This window comes from Methylomonas montana (genome assembly GCF_030490285.1).
Lineage (GTDB): Bacteria > Pseudomonadota > Gammaproteobacteria > Methylococcales > Methylomonadaceae > Methylomonas > Methylomonas montana.
In genome coordinates this window covers 3,454,196-3,470,778 of record NZ_CP129884.1, presented here as the reverse complement: position 1 = coordinate 3,470,778, position 16,583 = coordinate 3,454,196, and the positions used below count along the sequence as shown (strand labels likewise).

Sequence of the window (16,583 nt, the reverse complement as noted above, 5' to 3'; positions counted from 1 at the left end):
CAGATGGATAATCAAAAACTGGTGGTGGCCGTGTCGTCGCGGACCTTGTTCGATTTGGACGAGTCGCATACGATTTTCGAAAACCAGGGCAAGGAAGCGTTTTGTCGTTACCAGATCGAGCACGAAAACGAAATTTTGCAGCCCGGTTTCGGGTTTTCCTTGGTGAAAAAATTCCTCGACATCAATAAAGCGTTTCCCGGTGCGCCGCTGGTGGAGATCATCCTGCTATCGCAAAATAGTGCTGACACCGGTTTGCGGATATTCAATTCCATCAACCATCACCAACTGGCGATCAGCCGGGCCGCGTTTACCAGCGGGGTTTCGCCTTACGAATATATTCCGGCCTTCGGCGCGCATTTGTTTCTGTCAGCCAACGGCGAGGATGTCAGGAAAGCGCTGGCTGCCGGTTATGCTGCGGCGACCATCGTCTCGGGCGCAGTCGCCAATCCGTCGTCGCAATTGCGTATTGCATTCGACGGCGATTCGGTGCTGTTTTCCGACGAATCCGAACGGATATATCAGCAACATGGTTTGGCGGCATTTGCCGCCAACGAGCGTAGCGAGGCGCATAAGCCTCTGTCCGGCGGGCCGTTGAAGGAATTCTTAAGCGCCTTGCACCGGATCCAGAACCATTTCGATCAAGAATTGTCGCCGATCCGCACTGCACTGGTCACGGCCCGTGCCGCGCCGGCCCATGAACGGGTAGTCAGAACCTTGCGGGCTTGGGGGATTCGTATCGATGAAGCCTTGTTTTTGGGCGGCATGCCCAAGGGCGCGTTTTTAAAAGCGTTCGGCGCCGATATTTTCTTTGACGATCAGAAAGGGCATTGCGAGTCGGCGGAATTGCATCAGGTTGCCGCCGCTCACGTGCCGCACGGCGTCACGAATCAAAACGGATCCTGAAACGGGCGAAACAATCGTTGTGTTCCACGCATTCCTTCAGATAAAAGCTTGGGCCGTATTTCAGCAAGATTTTACTGTCAAGACTGTACTTGCCGCTGGGTAAAAACACCTCGGGATGGTCGGTTTCCCCGCCGATAATAATGGCTTGTTGGCCTTTATTGCCGGCGCCGCTGATGTGGTAGATCGCAACACTGTCTTTTATTTCTTCCATCAGGATCAATTTAACATCCTCATACAACGATTGTTGACGCACGATCACCAATATCGCCGGTTGCTGCGCTCGGCAAAGCAAGCCAATATCGCCGGTAGTGCAGTTCGGGCTAGTGCTTTCCGCCACCTGATACTGATTGCTATGGCTTCGTAACAGGTTTAAGACCGAACGCGTCTCTACGAAGTTAACCTTGGCCGGATCGATCGATTTGTAATGGCTAGACTCATTTTCCAGCGGAACCAGCGTCATGCCACGGGCGATGGACTTGCCGTTATTTAATTGAGCGCTGAGACGCATGATTTTGGTGACTTTGTCTTCGGCATGCAAGGATGTAGTGACGGAAGCAAAACCGGACAACAATTGCGCGGGTATCGGCTGGCCGATAATGGTCGAAGCGAATATCTGCGGGTAACCGGTCAAATGTTGCACTAGCTTGATTTGCGTCTCTGCGGGTAGCTCGGTTTTGATTTCGCCCATTTGCAAAGCATGGCCGATGGCAAGACTGTTGACCGCGACACACCCCATTGGCAGTTTCCAGTGCGCTTGTTTTTTCGGGTTCGGCTCGCCGCAGTCCGCTTCCCAGTAAAAGTTGAAGTCGGTAGCCTGATGGTCGCCAATTTCGAGTAAATGCTGATACTGATTGGCCAGTTCGAATAATTGGCTGATTTCGCCATACGAGTAACGGTTAGGTTGGCTGATTGCAAACAACAGATTGCGTCTGATGACTGCGGCAATGTTGGGATGTAGCTTAAATTCCGGAATTTTTGTCGGTATCGTTTGTTCTAGCCACTGTTGCTCGACGGCCAATTGATAAAGAAACGCGGTCTTTTTCCACAAAGTGGCAGACCACATTTCATAAAACAGTGCGCCATTGCGTTGGCAGTAACCAATTAATTGCAAGGCATGGTATATCGCCAACCGGGCTTGCGCTTCCTCCAACTCCTCATGCTCGGCTAGCTGGCAAAAAACTAGACTCAAATGTCTGGGCAGTTGGATGGCCAGCTTGGCGATCTTGACAGCTTTTTTGTCGGTGGTCGATTGGGTGTCCGGGCGCGCCAGATTCGCCAAATTGTTGGATAAATGCAAGGTCAGCGGGGTTAAATTAACCAGCAACGGTAACAATGCGTTGCTGAGCGCTTCGCCACGCGTCAGTTGTTTCAGGGTTTGATTCAATTGGTTGGCGGCATTGGCGGGAGGTAAGGCACTTAAGGATTTTAACCAGCCGGCCAGCGATTCGGTAGAAAGCTCAAAGGGCAACGAAGCGTTATGGGTCATGTACTTGCGACTTAAATTGCGTTGGAAACGATAGCAAGTTTAGTCCAGATTAAAATTTCAGGCATCCGCCGATTTTGAGTAATGCCAATGGCTGACTAAAATGCCGGCATCACTCGCTGAATACACAAGCCTAAATGAATAGACTACTAAAGTACCAATGGGAGTTGGCCGCCCCCTTCTGCGGCGCATTATTGACTTTGGCGTTTGCGCCTTACGATTATGCATACGTCGCCATCTCGGCGCTGATATTTGTTTATGCGGCATGGCAGCAACGGACGCCGAAACGCGCAGCATTGATCGGCTATTTATTTGGTTTGGGTTTGTTCGGGACCGGCATCTGGTGGACCTATATCAGTATCCACGACTTTGGCGGCGCCGATCCTTATAGTTCGATCGCGCTGACGGCATTGCTGGTGGCGGTCTGGGCTTTGTTCCCGGCCTTGACCGGCTGGCTGATTGCCAAATGGTCGGTTGTGCCGGCTAACGGCTTGCGGATCGTCGGCGCTGCACTCGCTTGGGTGGCGGTCGAGTATTTTCGCGGTTATTGGTTGTTGAATGGTTTTCCCTGGTTGCAAATTGCGTACAGTCAAATTCAAACGCCGTTGGCAGGATTTGCGCCATTGGCCGGTGTCTACGGCGTCGGTTTTTTATTGGCGTTATCGGCCTTCACTGCGGTGGAGATGCTGCGAGGCAGAGTGGCTACGCGGCACGGCCTGCCGCTTTTGCTGGTGATCTGGGCGGGCGGGGCTTATTTGCAAACCGTGCAGTGGACCGAAGCGGCCGGCGAGCCGATCAAAATCACCCTGGTGCAAGGCAATATCGGTCAGGAGCATAAATGGCAATCCAGCCAAAAACTCGCCACGCTCAAGCTTTACCGCGAACTGACCGAACAGCACTGGGATTCGGATGTGATCATCTGGCCGGAAACCGCGATTCCAGCCTTTCTGTCGCAGGTCAAAGAGTTTTATATCGATCCACTTCAGGCCGTCGCGCGTGAACACGGTGTCGATCTGGTGGTGGGTTTGCCCAGCAGCGGCCAAGGCAAGGACTATTACAATAGCGTGATGACCTTAGGCGAAACGCAGGCCTTGTATCACAAAAATCATCTGTTGCCGTTCGGCGAATATTTACCGCTCCAGCCGTTATCGGGCTGGGTTTTGGATCAACTGCAAATTCCGCTCGGCGATTTCGCCGCCGGCGGCGACCGGCAAACCTTGTTGAGCGCCGGCGGCCATGCTTTTGTCACGACTATCTGTTATGAAGACGCGTTTGGCGAACTGGTGGCGCGGCAAGTCGCCGAGGCCGGCTACATCGTCAATATGACCAATGACGCCTGGTTCGGCGATTCTTCGCAACCGCACCAGCACATGCAAATGGCGCAGATGCGGGCGCTGGAAACCGGCCGTTATCTGGTGCGCGCCACCAATACCGGCGTTACCGGCTTCGTCGGCCCGGACGGTGTCTTGCGCAAACAAGCGCCACTGTTCAATACCGTGACGATTACCGACCAAATCGTGCCGATGACCGGGCTGACGCCTTACGTTGTGTTGGGTGATAAAGGCCTGTTTGCGCTGCTGGCGGTGCTGTTAACGGTGATGTACGGGTGGCGCCGCTGGTTCGCCGGCTATACGCCCAAACCGGCCGCTGATGCAGTCGAGAGCATTGGCGATTGATTTAAACCTTAAACTGGCATCCAAATTTAACGGAATATCTTATGCTGAATCAGCAATCCAAGGCCTTGCTGTTGACTGGTTTGTTGGTCATTGCATCAACCCCGCCACTGGCCGAACCCATAGTGGAAACGCCAGCGTTCTGGCGGGAATCCGGTGAAAACGCGATTAAAGCGGCGGAGCGATTGGTCGCCAATCAGGCGTACGCTAAAAATGTGATTCTGTTTGTTGGCGACGGCATGGGGATTTCCACCATTACCGCCGCGCGCATCTTGGAAGGGCAACGCAAACCCGATAATCGTGGCGGCGAGGAAAATTCGCTGAGTTTCGAAAAAGCACCCTATGTCGCCTTATCGAAAACCTATAGCGCCAACCAACAAACCCCTGATTCAGCGCCGACTATGACGGCAATGATTACCGGCGTGAAAACCAACGACGGCGAATTGTCGGTAGGCATGCAGGTGGCTCGACAGGAAAAAAATGCCGATGTGATTAATACCTATAAGGTGAAAACCTTGCTGGAACAAGCCGAGGAAAAAGGCCTGTCAACCGGCGTGGTGTCAACCGCCCGCGTCACTCACGCCACCCCCGCCGCGTGTTATGCGCACACTTCGGAGCGCGATTGGGAGTCCGATGCGCAAATCCCGGCCGGCGCCACGGTCAGCGACATCGCCAAACAATTGCTGGATTTTGACTATGGCAACGGCCTGGAAGTGGCGTTGGGCGGTGGCCGCAGCATGTTTTTGCCCAATACCACCCCCGATCCGGAAGATAGCGATAAATTCGGCGGCCGTAAGGACGGTGTGGATTTAACCCAGCGTTGGTTAACCCAATACCCGAAATCAGCCTATGTCTATAACAAAGCCGGTTTCGATGCTGTCGATCCCAAACGCACCGAGCATTTATTAGGCTTGTTCGAGCGGTCGCATATGGAATACGAACACGATAGGCTCAGCGATAAAGGCGGCGAGCCGTCGTTGACCGAAATGACCGAAAAAGCCATCGATATTCTGTCGAAAAACAAAAAAGGTTATCTGCTGATGGTGGAAGCTGGCCGTATCGATCATGCCCATCACGCCGGTAACGCATACCGGGCCTTGACCGAGGCTGTGGAATTATCCAATGCGGTGCGCAAAGCATTGGAAAAAACTAATCCTAAAGACACCCTGATCGTCGTCACCGCCGACCATAGTCATACCTTTACCATTGCCGGCTATCCGCAACGCGGTAACCCGATCATGGGGTTGGTGAAACAAGCCGGTGAGGCGGGTTTGGCCAAGGACAGTAACGGTCTGCCTTACGCGACCTTGGGATACGCTAACGGCCCCGGTTATCGCGGAGCGAACGGCAGACCCGATCTGAGCATGGTCGATACCGCGCATCCCGATTTTCTGCAGGAAGCCGCGGTGCCGCTGGCTCTCGAAACTCATGCAGCCGAAGATGTGGCCATTTTCGCTTTCGGTCCCAAAGCGCATCTATTTCATGGCGTGCAGGAACAAAGCTATATCTATCAGGTGATGGCGCATGCCTTGAAGTTTAAAGCCGGCCGCTAATACATGATGCGATTGACGACTGGAGCCGCCTGCGGGTGTCTCTTCTTGTTTCCGGAGTAATGATGTTCAAAAAATTATTGCTAATTCCTATCGTGTTGTGGGTATTGAGCGGCTGTTCGAGTCAGCCTGCCCAGCCTTTGCAAATTCAAGTGCTGCAACAATTGCCGGCCTTGGCGGCGGAGTTTGAAACCACCGTCGAAACCGATGGCCATGGCGATGAACCGGCTCGTAGTTATCGTTGGCGCTTCTGGCGTGCGGCCGATTACGTCGAAACCCATAATTTGCACGACGACAGCGGCGAAATCTGGTCCAAATCGGCCGGTACGGTTGCCTACCAACAGGTGTTTCATAACCAACGCCAAGTCATCGATTACCTGCCTGGCGACTTGAAAGCCATCGGCGCCGAGCCGGATTGGCGGGCAATCTCGACTTTACTGAATCAAGCGACGATCGCGCCATTGCTGGCCGATAGGCGGGAAGAGGCGCTCGGTCGTCCAGCGCTGCTCTATAAAAGCCGTTCGCCGGACGATGTCATGGAAGTCAGCTGGTTGGCGCGCGAGCAATTGCCGGCGCTGATCAAACGCAGCGAACACGGCCATACCCTGACCACCCGCATCGTCGCGCTTTACCCGTTGGCGCAATCGCCCTGGCCGTATCGGCGCTCCGGTGATTACGCCTATACCGATTTTGCTGACATTGGCGATAAGGAAAACGACGCTTTCATCAAATCCATACTGCCTAAAATCAAGGGTGGACAGAGTCATCGCCATTAAAGCGGCAGAATCCGTCAATTTCAAAAGCGGTGAAAACTTAATCCATTGAAAGCTAGCGGGTCTCTGACGAAAACGGACCCGCTAGTCCGTCGAAGGCGAGACCCCGGGAAAATTAGTACCTAGAACTGTGTTTTTGCGTCGACGATTAGAGTTTCTTGAGCGCCGCTTAAGTCGCCGTTCGTATGGATTTTGCTTGAGACCGACATCAACAACCCTCGCTATTCTGCGTTTATCAAAACGTCACCGATCTGTCATTTAATTTTCATATTGATTGTCAACAATGAGCCTGCCTTGCGAAGGGCAGATGTGATTAGGTCAGCCATTATTTCTAATGAGTGGCGCCTTACTAGATGATCAATTCAATTTCGGAGTTTGAAAAATGTCAGTGTTAAACAAAAAAGCGATGGCTGTTGCTGTAGCCGCCATGCTGTCGGGCGCGGCTTATGCTGAATCGACCATCGTTAATGGTCCTATGGGCTTTGATCCGATCGGCGCTTCCGCATATGCTCAAGTAACCACCGATGCGTCCATCCTGAACAGCCAACCCTGGGTTATTCCAGCAGGCTTTACCCAGTCCATCGTTTCTGACGAAAGCGACCTGAACATCTATTCTGCTCATGACTGGAATGACATGAACACTGTCAACGAGACAGGCAAACAAGCAGGCCGCTACCTGTACCGCACGCATGAAGTGCGCCCAGATAGCGCGACTGTTGCTGGCAACTCTGCCCGCATCGACGGAAGCAGCGGCGGTGCGGTTTCCGTGGTTGATTTGCAAACCGGTGAAGCCAAAGAAGTCGTAGGTCGTGCCGATTGGGAGGCTTTGGATGGTATCGTTTGGACACCTTGGCAAACCGTATTATTTGCTGAAGAAATGATCACCGCAAACCGTCCTGATCCGGTCGCTACACAAGCTACCAGCGGCCTGGTTTATGAATTGAAAATGAAGAAAGACGACCTGACCAGCATGGAAAGCGTAGCGGTACGTCCGATGTTGGGTGCGCTGTCTCATGAAGGCCTTGAACTGGATGACGAAGGCAACGTTTATGTGATCGACGAAGACCGCAAAGGCTCGATCTATAAATTCGTACCGACCAACTATGGCGACCTGTCCAGCGGCCAACTGTACGCTTTGAAAGTAGCCAACGGTGCCAAAACCGGCACTGCCGAGTGGGTTGCGCTGGATATGGCTCAAGCCCAAATCAGTGCGCGCGTAGCCGCAACTGCCGTGGGTGCTACCCAATTCTGCCGCCCTGAAGATCTGGAACGCCTTGGCGAAACCTTGTATGCGGCGCTGACCTGTGAAGATGTCGATAACGCGGCCAACACCAGCGGTGCCAACGCTCAAGGTTACTCGGTCGGAGCGGTGCTGGCCGTGGAACTGGGCGAGCAGCCTACTGTGAAATATGTGGTGGCGTCCGGCAAGAATGCCCCGTTCGAAAAACATTCGACCGCTACCACCGGCTTCGCCAAAGTAGACAATCTGGCCCACGGCCCGGACGGTAAACTGTGGATGGTGGAAGACAATGACTACAGCGATATCTGGGTATTCGACCCTAACTCCGAAGACGCTAATAACGATGGCTACAAAGACGGTGTGCACCTGTTCGCTTCTTTGAAGGACAAACCAGCGGAAGGTACCGGCATTTACTTCGGTAAAGACCCACATACCTTGTTCGTCAATGTTCAGCACTCAGGTACTGGTAACGACAAAACCGTGATGATTACCAACCGCGACGAATAATCGTAAAGCGAGTTGGCAGCCGCCGCCGAGGGCTTGGCGGCGCTTGACGGGGTTTCCCTACTGCAAGGCTCATGGACACAAGGGTGTGGCGCATTGGCGATCGCACCCTTTTTTATTGTCAAGATAACGGGCCGTTGTCATCGCCAGTAACAGGATCTTAAAACCAGAATGCTAGCGAAGCATCTTGTCTGATGAAAGGTCGGTTCGGACCCGGTAAGTGGCGATCAGCGGAAACTCTAGGCAATATGAGTGGTAGCTACAGCCAGCCGGCATAGTCGCTGGTTAATCTTCCCGCAAAATAGCCTTTACTACCCGGATTGCCGACTGCGAAGCGCCGTTGGAATGCGTATCCTCGGTAAAGTCACCGGCAAAATACACTCGGCCTTGCGGCTTTCTCAACGATTCCGACAAGCTATCGAAGCGCGAGCGGCCTACCGGCCAAGAGGCGATGGCGCGCGGGTGGTAGCGGTAAAAACTCATCTGTTTCACCGATTGCCGAAAACCCGGCCATTGCTTGTCAAAGGCCGCCAGCAAGGCTTCCTGAATCTGGTCCGGATCGCTGATCCGCGAATTAAAGCGCTCCGCGTCGGCCCCGCTCACCAGTAAATTCAACAACGCATCCTCGCCCGGCTTCGAGGCGCCTTCGTAAATCACTCCCAGCGGTCCGTCGGTCAATATCGGCAGCACGCTTTCGCCGGCATGGGTCCAGAAACTGTTGGCGGCATTATCCACCGTCAGATGGGCGGTAAAGTAAGCGCCGGCGGATTGGGTCTGGATAGCCTGTTTGCGCTCGGCGCTCAACGGCGGGCTGAACTGGATGTCGTTGAGCCGGAACAAAGGGATCGCGGTAATCGCGTATTTGGCGCGGAACACCTGTTGCTTAAAACTGCCTTGGTCGGTGGCGGTGACTTCCACGCCGCTGTCGGTGGACTTGATGTGCGTGACCAGTTGGTTGAGCAGGATGCGCTCAGTGCCGATAAACTTGGCCAGCGCCAATGCCGCGCGTTGGTTGCCGCCGACCACATGGCGCGGCGCCAGACCGTTTCCGGAAAAGTAATGCCACTCGGCGATGCCATCCAGCGCGCTGATTTTTTGCCAGGACGTGGCATATTCCGGCTCTGTTTCGATGCGTATCAATGCCTGGGCCTTCGCCGGCAGGCCGCTGGTGTCTTTAATCCAGTCGGCAAAGGAAGTCTCTTTCAGTGCTAACAGGTGGTCCGGTAGCGGGCGCCGATCCAGTTGCCGGTATAGCTCGACCATTTTAGCGTCCCAGTTTTGGTAAGCTTTCAACTCGTCGGCATCCAGCACCGACGCCAGGAATGCCGGATTGGAATCTTGGGTAAACGGATACAGTTTGCCTTGGTAATAAAAACTGGAAAAACTGCTGTAAGCGGTTTCCATCGGCATATTCAGCTCCCGAAATATTTCGATAGCTGGATTATTTTCCCAGAACTCTTCCAAGCCCACTTCGGCATGAGCGCCATCGGCGTAGGATGCGGTACGAATCCGGCCGCCGATATGCGGACTCATTTCCAGAATCAGGGCGGATTTGCCGGCCTTTTTTAAATGATAAGCCGCACTCAAACCCGATAAGCCGGCGCCGACGATCAACACCTCGGCGCTAGCGGGTTCCGCGCACAAACCGGCCGAGCGCAAGCTCAGCGACAGCGTCAACAGTATAAAACCAACAAAACGGCTGGTTTGTTCAGGATAAAGAGGGGTCATTTGCATTGCCTGCTGGAGGTTGAGGTAGCTAATCATGTCAGCGTATTACCTTAATATTGCACAGCCATGACTAAACCCGCGAGCACAGCTTCGATATGCAAAGCGTCACATAGCGGTCACAAAGTTGTCGTATTCTCGGTTTTTACCGAATCATCCCGTACCTTTTGGCTTATGATCTATTCCGCAACCGGACAGGGCAAGAGTTTTAGTTTTCGCGATCTGCGCACCTTGATGGCCAAGGCTTCGCCGCGTCGAGCGGCCGATGAACTGGCTGGCTTGGCGGCGGAATCGGAAGTCGAGCGTGCCGTCGCTCAGCGGCTATTAGCGGATGTGCCGTTACGGCAATTCATCGAAGAGCCTTTGATTGCATCGGAGCAGGACGAGGTGTCGCGACTGATCTTGGAACGACACGATGCCGAGGCATTTTCACCCGTGGCAATGTTGAGCGTCGGTGAGTTTCGCGATTGGCTGTTAAGTGACGGAGGCGATTTGGCAGCCATCTCGCCTGGGCTGACGCCGGAAATGGTCGCAGCGGTCAGCAAGATCATGCGCAACCAGGACTTGATCGCCGTGGCCCGCCGCCGGCGTGTGGTCAGCCGTTTTCGTAATACCGTAGGCTTGTCTGGCCGGCTGTCCACCCGCCTGCAACCCAACCATCCTACCGATGACCCGCGCGGCATTGCCGCTAGTATTTTGGACGGCCTGCTGTACGGTAGCGGCGATGCGGTGATCGGTATCAATCCGGCCACCGACAATCTGGATAATGTTTACACCTTGTTGAATTTGCTCGACGAGATCATCAATCATCACCAAATTCCCACTCAATCTTGTGTGCTGTCCCACGTCACGACCAGCATGGAACTGATGCGCCGCGGCGCGCCAGTGGATTTGGTGTTCCAATCCATCGCCGGCACCGAAGCGGCCAACCGAAGTTTCGGCATCGATTTGGCCATGCTCTACGAAGCCAAGGCGATGGCCGAAGCCTTGGGCCGCGGCAGCGTCGGCAAGCAATTGATGTATTTCGAGACCGGCCAGGGCAGTGCGTTGTCCGCCAACGCCCATCATGGTGTCGATGCTCAAACCTGCGAGGCGCGGGCGTACGCGGTCGCCAGGGAATTTGATCCGCTACTGGTCAACAGCGTGGTCGGTTTCATCGGCCCGGAATATTTGTACGACGGCAAGCAGATCATCCGCGCCGGCCTGGAAGATCATTTCTGCGGCAAGCTGCTGGGTTTGCCGATGGGCTGCGACATTTGTTATACCAACCACGCCGAAGCCGATCAGAACGACATGGACACTCTGTTGACGCTGTTGGGCGTGGCCGGCTGTAATTTCATCATGGGTATACCGGGCGCCGATGACGTGATGCTGGCGTATCAAAGCACGTCGTTTCACGACGCGCTGTATCTGCGCCAAGTGCTGGGTTTGCGGCCGGCTCCGGAGTTCGAGGCATGGCTGGAGCGGATGGGTATTTTCGACAATCAAAACCGTTTGGCGTCCGGCCGGATTGCAGCGCCACTGCTGAGCGATTTCCACGGTTTGCCGGCAGCGTAGCGATGAACGATTCCTGGTACAACCTACGCCGTTTTACCCAGGCCCGCATCGCCCAGGGCCGCGTCGGCTGCGGCCTGCCGACCGCCGCGCTACTGGATTTTCAGCTCGCCCACGCCGCGGCGCGGGATGCGGTGCATCAACCCTGGGACGTGGCCGGATTTGCCGAGCGCGTGGAGAGGCTGGGATTGGAAACGTTGATTTTGGCGACGCCGGTTGCCAGTCGGCAGCAGTATCTGCAACGTCCTGACCGTGGCCGTTGCCTTGCCGAATCGAGCCGGCAATTGCTGGAGACTCGCTGCACTCAAGCGGTCGACGTGGCTTTGATCGTCAGCAATGGCTTGTCGTCGACGGCTTTGGATCGTCATGGTTTGGCCTTGTTGGAAGCAGTGGTTGCCGCTTACCGGAGTAGCTCGTTAACGCTCGGACCGATCTGTCTGGTAGCCAACGCTCGGGTGGCGCTAGCGGATCAAATAGGCGCGTTATTGAAGGCGCGGTTGGTGGTCATCATCGTCGGTGAGCGTCCGGGCCTTAGCGCTGCCGACAGCTTGGGCGCTTATTTGACCTACGCGCCGAAAATCGGCAATACCGATGCGGAGCGCAACTGCATCTCCAATATCCGCCCGCCGGACGGTTTGTCCTACCCAGCCGCTGCCGCCAAACTGGCCTATCTCGGTAATCAAGCCTTGATGCGCGGGGTTTCCGGCGTGATGCTGAAAGACGATATGCCGACAGATCGCTTATGCGGCGATGCCCATACCATTCAATCACCGTTATCGCGACAAGAGGACAATCCAAGTCTTCTTTGATAACTTTGGCCTCGGTCAATCAAACCCGCCAAATTGATTGACGAAACTGCTGGAGACGCCGACCGGCAATTGCTAATCTAAATTCACTATCTGAATTTGGAGAATGCGATGATTGATACCGCCGAGGCGATTGTGCCCGATCCCGTCCGCGAACGCTTGTTGAAAGCCGCTCTGGACAGTTTTTTGTCCGATGATTACCACAAAGTCACGACCCGGCTGATCGCGGAAAAGGCCGACGCTAACGTCTCGATGATCCGTTATTACTTCGGCAACAAGGAAGGTTTGTACGAGGAGATGATCCGGGAAACCTTGAATCCGCTGTTGAACGTATTGGACGGGCCGCTGTTGGATACGCTGGATGGCGTTAAGGATTTCCTCGAATTGTATTACCGGACGATGTCCCAGCAACCGGAATTCCCAAAGTTGATCCTGAAAGTGCTGGCATTAAACCAAGGGCCGGGCCGGCGTTTCATTCAACAGCTATTGGAACGCGGCCGCAGCCGAGGCGCCAAAAAGGTCAACGAGCTCAAATCGGCTGGACAAATCGGGTCGGCATCGGACCCCGACATCATACGGATGGCATTCGTCAGTTTGGCGATGATGCCGATGCTGCTGAAAGATTTTTTCGAGGAGCAGATGGGCCAGCCCATGGACGCCGCATTCCTTGAACGATTGGCGGCATTCAATGGCCACTTGTTTGCCGCCGGCTTGGCGCCGGCCAAAGAACAATAAGAGGAGGCAATACATGTCGTTCCAAAAAAATGCTGGCGCGGTGAGGCGCTTTGCCAAGCTGATGAAGTTTGCCGTTTGGCTGCAACAGCTTCCCAATAAGTTGATGCCGGCGCCGTTTCGGTTGATCCAGATCGGCTCGGCGTTTTGGCAGTCGCGCGCGCTTTATGTTGCCGTGCGTCTGGACATCGCCACGGTGTTGGGCAATCAACAGCTCGCAATCGAAGTGATCGCGGAACGGGTCTCGGCTCAGCCTGATGCCGTTTATAGATTGCTGCGCATGTTGGCGGCGCTGGGCATCTTCGCAGAAGTATCGCCCAGGGTTTTTAAAAACAACGCACTATCTGAGCATTTGCGTGAAGATCATCCGCACAATGTCAGAGCGATGGTGTTGATGCATAACTCGACGGCAATGAGCCGGCCTTGGTATGAACAGCTGGAGCAGGGGCTGCGCGGCGGAGCGGTGCCGTTTCAACTGGCTCATGGCCGCGAGCTATATGCCTACATGGACCAGCATGCCGAATTCGATGCGCTGTTTGCCCGCGCGATGGATAGTGTCGAGGCCTTGACCGGCGACTGTTTTGCCGACGATTTCGATTGGGGACGCTTCGAGCGCATCATCGATGTAGGCGGCTCGAAAGGCAGTAAGGCTTTGGCGATCTTGAAACGGCATCCGCAGCTAACGGCTTTAGTGTTCGACCGGGAGCAGGTGATTCAAACGGCGGCAAGCGATTGGGCCGGCAAGCAGCCGCCAGAGCTGCTGTCCCGTTTGAGTTTCCAGGCTGGAGACCTGCTCGAAGCGGTTCCCCCGGCCAAGAGCGGCAAAGACATCTATTTATTAAGCGCCGTGCTGCACGGCATGGGCGACGAGAATTGCTTGAAAGTGCTGCACAATCTGGCTACGGCCAGTGCCGGTAGCGGTGCCCGGATTGCATTGCTGGAAATGGTGGTCGCGGAATCAAAGGCGGATTTTGCCAGTGCGGCGTTCGATATGCAGATGTTCGTGAACACCCGAGGCCGGGAAAGAACGCTTGGCGAATGGCGCGGGCTTTTCGAGAAGTCCGGATGGGCGCTGGAGGAGTCGGTGGGTTTACAGACGATGGGCAAGATACTCGTTTTGAAACCCGCGTATTGAGATCGGCGCGGTAGCTTCAGCTGCAAATGCATTCGGTTCGGCAGGCGCGTGCGGGCAGTGTTCCAGTTGGCGAATGCGACGCAAAAAAAAAGCCCGCCGTATTGCAAACCGGCGGGCTAAGTACTACAGAGCTTACAACTACAATCGCTTATGGCGCCAGCAAGATACGATTCCGTGGACCGGGCTCGACGACGCCGTTGACGGTGAAATAGTTTTCCAACGCATCCAGATCCAGCGCGCCACCCAGGCGGTTAGTGCCCTGCGTCAACACATAATATTGATCGCCGCCGTCGGCCATGAAATTGTTGACGGTAATCCGGTAGCTGACGGCAGGATCGACCACGACGCCGTTGATCTTGATGCTGGCCGGATCGACGTTATCGCAAGGCGTGCCTTTTTCCTGCCATGTGTAGCTGAAGCCGTTGGAGACTTGCAGGATACGGTTGAAAGCTTGTCCGCCAGTGGGCGCACCGGCCGGATAGCCCTCTGTGCAACCGGTGAATTGTTGTTCCAGCAAGCTGTGAATTTGCGCGCCAGTCAAGGTCAAGGTCACCAAGGTATTGCCGAAGGGTTGTACGGTAAAGGCTTCGGCGTAAGTGACCTTGCCGTCGCCTTCGCCCACTGCGCTGGAGGCATAGCTTAGATCGGCACGGATGCCGCCGGGGTTCATGAACGATGCCACCGCTTCGCCGAAACCAGGTTTGCTGGTGGCCAGTAGTTGTGCGTCGGCAATTACGTCGCCCAAGGCGGATTCGCCGGCAGCAGTGGCAGCTCGGGTGATTGAGCTCTTGATCGTACCGATCACCCGGTTGGCAATGGGGGTAGCAATCAGTTTGTAACCATCCACGATGTTTTTAATGTCCGCGTTGGGTGTGACGGCAGTGTTGTTGCGATCGACCACAATGTTTTTCGCACTGACGCCGCTGACTTCGCCGTTGGCGGTGTTGATCGCGACATCAATATCGGTCAGTACCCGGCCTTGAGAATTGGCACTGGTCACTGAAATCAGGCGTCCCTCCTCGTTGGCAATCTGGCAGTTATAGGCTTGATGGGTGTGTCCGGAAATAACCAAATCGACCGCATTACTTAACTGATTAACAATAGCTTTGATCGGCGAGCCTTCCAGTTCGCCCTCGCACGAGTTGATGGTTGCAGCGCTTTGGGTAAGCGGTACGGTTCCGCCTTGGTGGATCAGCACGACCACCGCCTTAACGCCTTGGGCCCGAATCTTAGGAATCAGCGCGTTCACGGTCGCGGCCTCGTCGGCAAATTGCAGGCCGGCGACGCCGCTTGGCGTCACGATAGTGGGCGTTTCTTTTAAAGTCATGCCGATAAAAGCCACTTTGACGCCGCCCACCTCTTTGATGGCGTATGACGGGAAAATAGTGTTGCCGGTTTCGGTTTCGATGACATTGGCAGCCAAAAATTTGAAATCCGCGCCTTCGAAGGGCACCGGTGTGCCGACCGACGCGCCCTGGCAGGAATTAGGGTCGGATGGGTGGCAACCGCCGGTTTGCATGCGTTTCAGCTCGTCCTTGCCTTCGTCGAATTCATGGTTACCCACCGCGTTGAAGTCCAAGCCGAGGCGGTTCATCGTTTCGATGGTGCCTTCATCATGAAACAACGCCGAAATCAGCGGCGTTGCGCCGATGATGTCGCCGGCTGAAACTACCACGGTATTGGGGTTTTCGCTTTTCAAGTTTTCAACATAGCCTGCCATCCAGTCCACGCCGCCAACCGGGATGTTGGTTGATTGGGGGCTGGTCGGAGTTTGACGAAAAGTACCCGGCGATTCCATTTGACCGTGGAAGTCGTTGAAAGCGACGATTTTGATCGTGGTGGTTGCCGGTTTGCCGTGCCGGGTTTGATCGTCTGTCGCCAGCTCATGATGGGTGCCGTTTGCATTCAGATCGGAAGCTCCGGCTTGGGCAGTTAAGGCCGACAGGATGGCCGCGGCAAGAAACGATTTACTAAACATTCAATTGCTCCGTTAAATATTCCCACTGCCCCGATTTTCGGAGCGGGTTACTTGATTGTGGGTCGGTTGAGAAAAGTCCAGCGCACTGCTTAAAGCCGGGAGATTAGGGGATTTTTATGATGAACTTGTGATTATTCGATGACAGTTTCGCGAAACGTAATACAAATTTGGCCCGACCCGCTTTGCACGGACGTCGTCGTGGCAGTTTGTGGGTTGCTGTGGCGGTCCGTCGAGAGGGATAAGGATCAGCGTTCGCTAAAGCCGATCAGGTTTTCATAAAGCGTTAACAAGTCCGAGATCAAACGGCGGCATCATAAGAAACGCTACCGGTATACCGTTGATTGTTAGCTTAACAACAATGTTAGGACGAGCACGCCTTCGTTGTAAACAATGGTACATAACGAATATTGACCGCCGAGGTCGGAAAAAGCCGGCGATGTGCTGAGACACAGGCTTTTCGGTTCGAAAAAGACAAATGGGTAGACGGGTTTCCGAGTGACATATCATTGATCGTAGGCATAACGTAT

The 16,583-nt window shown here is 54.6% G+C and carries 12 protein-coding genes; 9 read left to right on the top strand and 3 right to left on the bottom strand.

What is annotated here, in order from left to right:
* The first annotated feature begins 3 nt into the window (after positions 1 to 3).
* A complete protein-coding gene (locus QZJ86_RS15970; RefSeq protein ID WP_301671465.1) occupies positions 4 to 903 on the top strand; it encodes a 5'-nucleotidase in 900 nt (299 codons plus the stop codon).
* On the opposite strand, the gene QZJ86_RS15965 is transcribed toward QZJ86_RS15970, so the two are convergent.
* On the bottom strand, positions 881 to 2,389 hold the full coding sequence (locus QZJ86_RS15965) for a hypothetical protein (protein WP_301671464.1): 1,509 nt from the start codon (positions 2,387 to 2,389) through the stop codon (positions 881 to 883). The genes QZJ86_RS15970 and QZJ86_RS15965 overlap by 23 nt on opposite strands.
* Positions 2,390 to 2,523: 134 nt before the next feature.
* Between QZJ86_RS15965 and lnt the strand changes: the two genes are divergently transcribed.
* The 4 genes from lnt (at position 2,524) to QZJ86_RS15945 (ending at position 8,129) form a co-directional block, all read left to right on the top strand.
* Positions 2,524 to 4,062, top strand: a complete 1,539-nt coding sequence (gene lnt / locus QZJ86_RS15960; protein ID WP_301671463.1) for an apolipoprotein N-acyltransferase — start codon at positions 2,524 to 2,526, stop codon at positions 4,060 to 4,062.
* Positions 4,063 to 4,103: 41 nt separating this feature from the next.
* Positions 4,104 to 5,612, top strand: a complete 1,509-nt coding sequence (locus tag QZJ86_RS15955; protein WP_301671462.1) for an alkaline phosphatase — start codon at positions 4,104 to 4,106, stop codon at positions 5,610 to 5,612.
* A gap of 59 nt (positions 5,613 to 5,671) precedes the next feature.
* Complete coding sequence (locus tag QZJ86_RS15950) at positions 5,672 to 6,385, top strand: hypothetical protein (protein WP_301671461.1); 714 nt, start codon at positions 5,672 to 5,674, stop codon at positions 6,383 to 6,385.
* Between the two features lie 379 nt (positions 6,386 to 6,764).
* Complete coding sequence (locus QZJ86_RS15945; RefSeq protein ID WP_301671460.1) at positions 6,765 to 8,129, top strand: alkaline phosphatase PhoX; 1,365 nt, start codon at positions 6,765 to 6,767, stop codon at positions 8,127 to 8,129.
* A 282-nt stretch (positions 8,130 to 8,411) separates the two neighbouring features.
* Here QZJ86_RS15945 and QZJ86_RS15940 read toward each other — a convergent pair whose 3' ends face one another.
* Positions 8,412 to 9,854: a flavin monoamine oxidase family protein gene (locus QZJ86_RS15940; RefSeq protein ID WP_301671459.1), complete on the bottom strand. Its 1,443-nt coding sequence runs from the start codon at positions 9,852 to 9,854 to the stop codon at positions 8,412 to 8,414.
* A gap of 171 nt (positions 9,855 to 10,025) precedes the next feature.
* Between QZJ86_RS15940 and QZJ86_RS15935 the strand changes: the two genes are divergently transcribed.
* The 4 genes from QZJ86_RS15935 to QZJ86_RS15920 all read left to right on the top strand — a co-directional run bounded on the left by QZJ86_RS15935 (position 10,026) and on the right by QZJ86_RS15920 (position 14,078).
* Complete coding sequence (locus QZJ86_RS15935) at positions 10,026 to 11,408, top strand: ethanolamine ammonia-lyase subunit EutB (RefSeq protein ID WP_301671458.1); 1,383 nt, start codon at positions 10,026 to 10,028, stop codon at positions 11,406 to 11,408.
* A gap of 2 nt (positions 11,409 to 11,410) precedes the next feature.
* Positions 11,411 to 12,214: an ethanolamine ammonia-lyase subunit EutC gene (gene eutC / locus QZJ86_RS15930; RefSeq protein WP_301671457.1), complete on the top strand. Its 804-nt coding sequence runs from the start codon at positions 11,411 to 11,413 to the stop codon at positions 12,212 to 12,214.
* 108 nt (positions 12,215 to 12,322) lie between these two features.
* Positions 12,323 to 12,946, top strand: coding sequence for a TetR/AcrR family transcriptional regulator (locus tag QZJ86_RS15925; RefSeq protein WP_301671456.1), 624 nt, complete (start codon positions 12,323 to 12,325; stop codon positions 12,944 to 12,946).
* Positions 12,947 to 12,959: 13 nt separating this feature from the next.
* On the top strand, positions 12,960 to 14,078 hold the full coding sequence (locus tag QZJ86_RS15920) for a methyltransferase (protein ID WP_301671455.1): 1,119 nt from the start codon (positions 12,960 to 12,962) through the stop codon (positions 14,076 to 14,078).
* 148 nt (positions 14,079 to 14,226) lie between these two features.
* Here QZJ86_RS15920 and QZJ86_RS15915 read toward each other — a convergent pair whose 3' ends face one another.
* On the bottom strand, positions 14,227 to 16,056 hold the full coding sequence (locus QZJ86_RS15915) for a bifunctional metallophosphatase/5'-nucleotidase (RefSeq protein ID WP_301671454.1): 1,830 nt from the start codon (positions 16,054 to 16,056) through the stop codon (positions 14,227 to 14,229).
* Between the last annotated feature and the right edge of the window lie 527 nt (positions 16,057 to 16,583).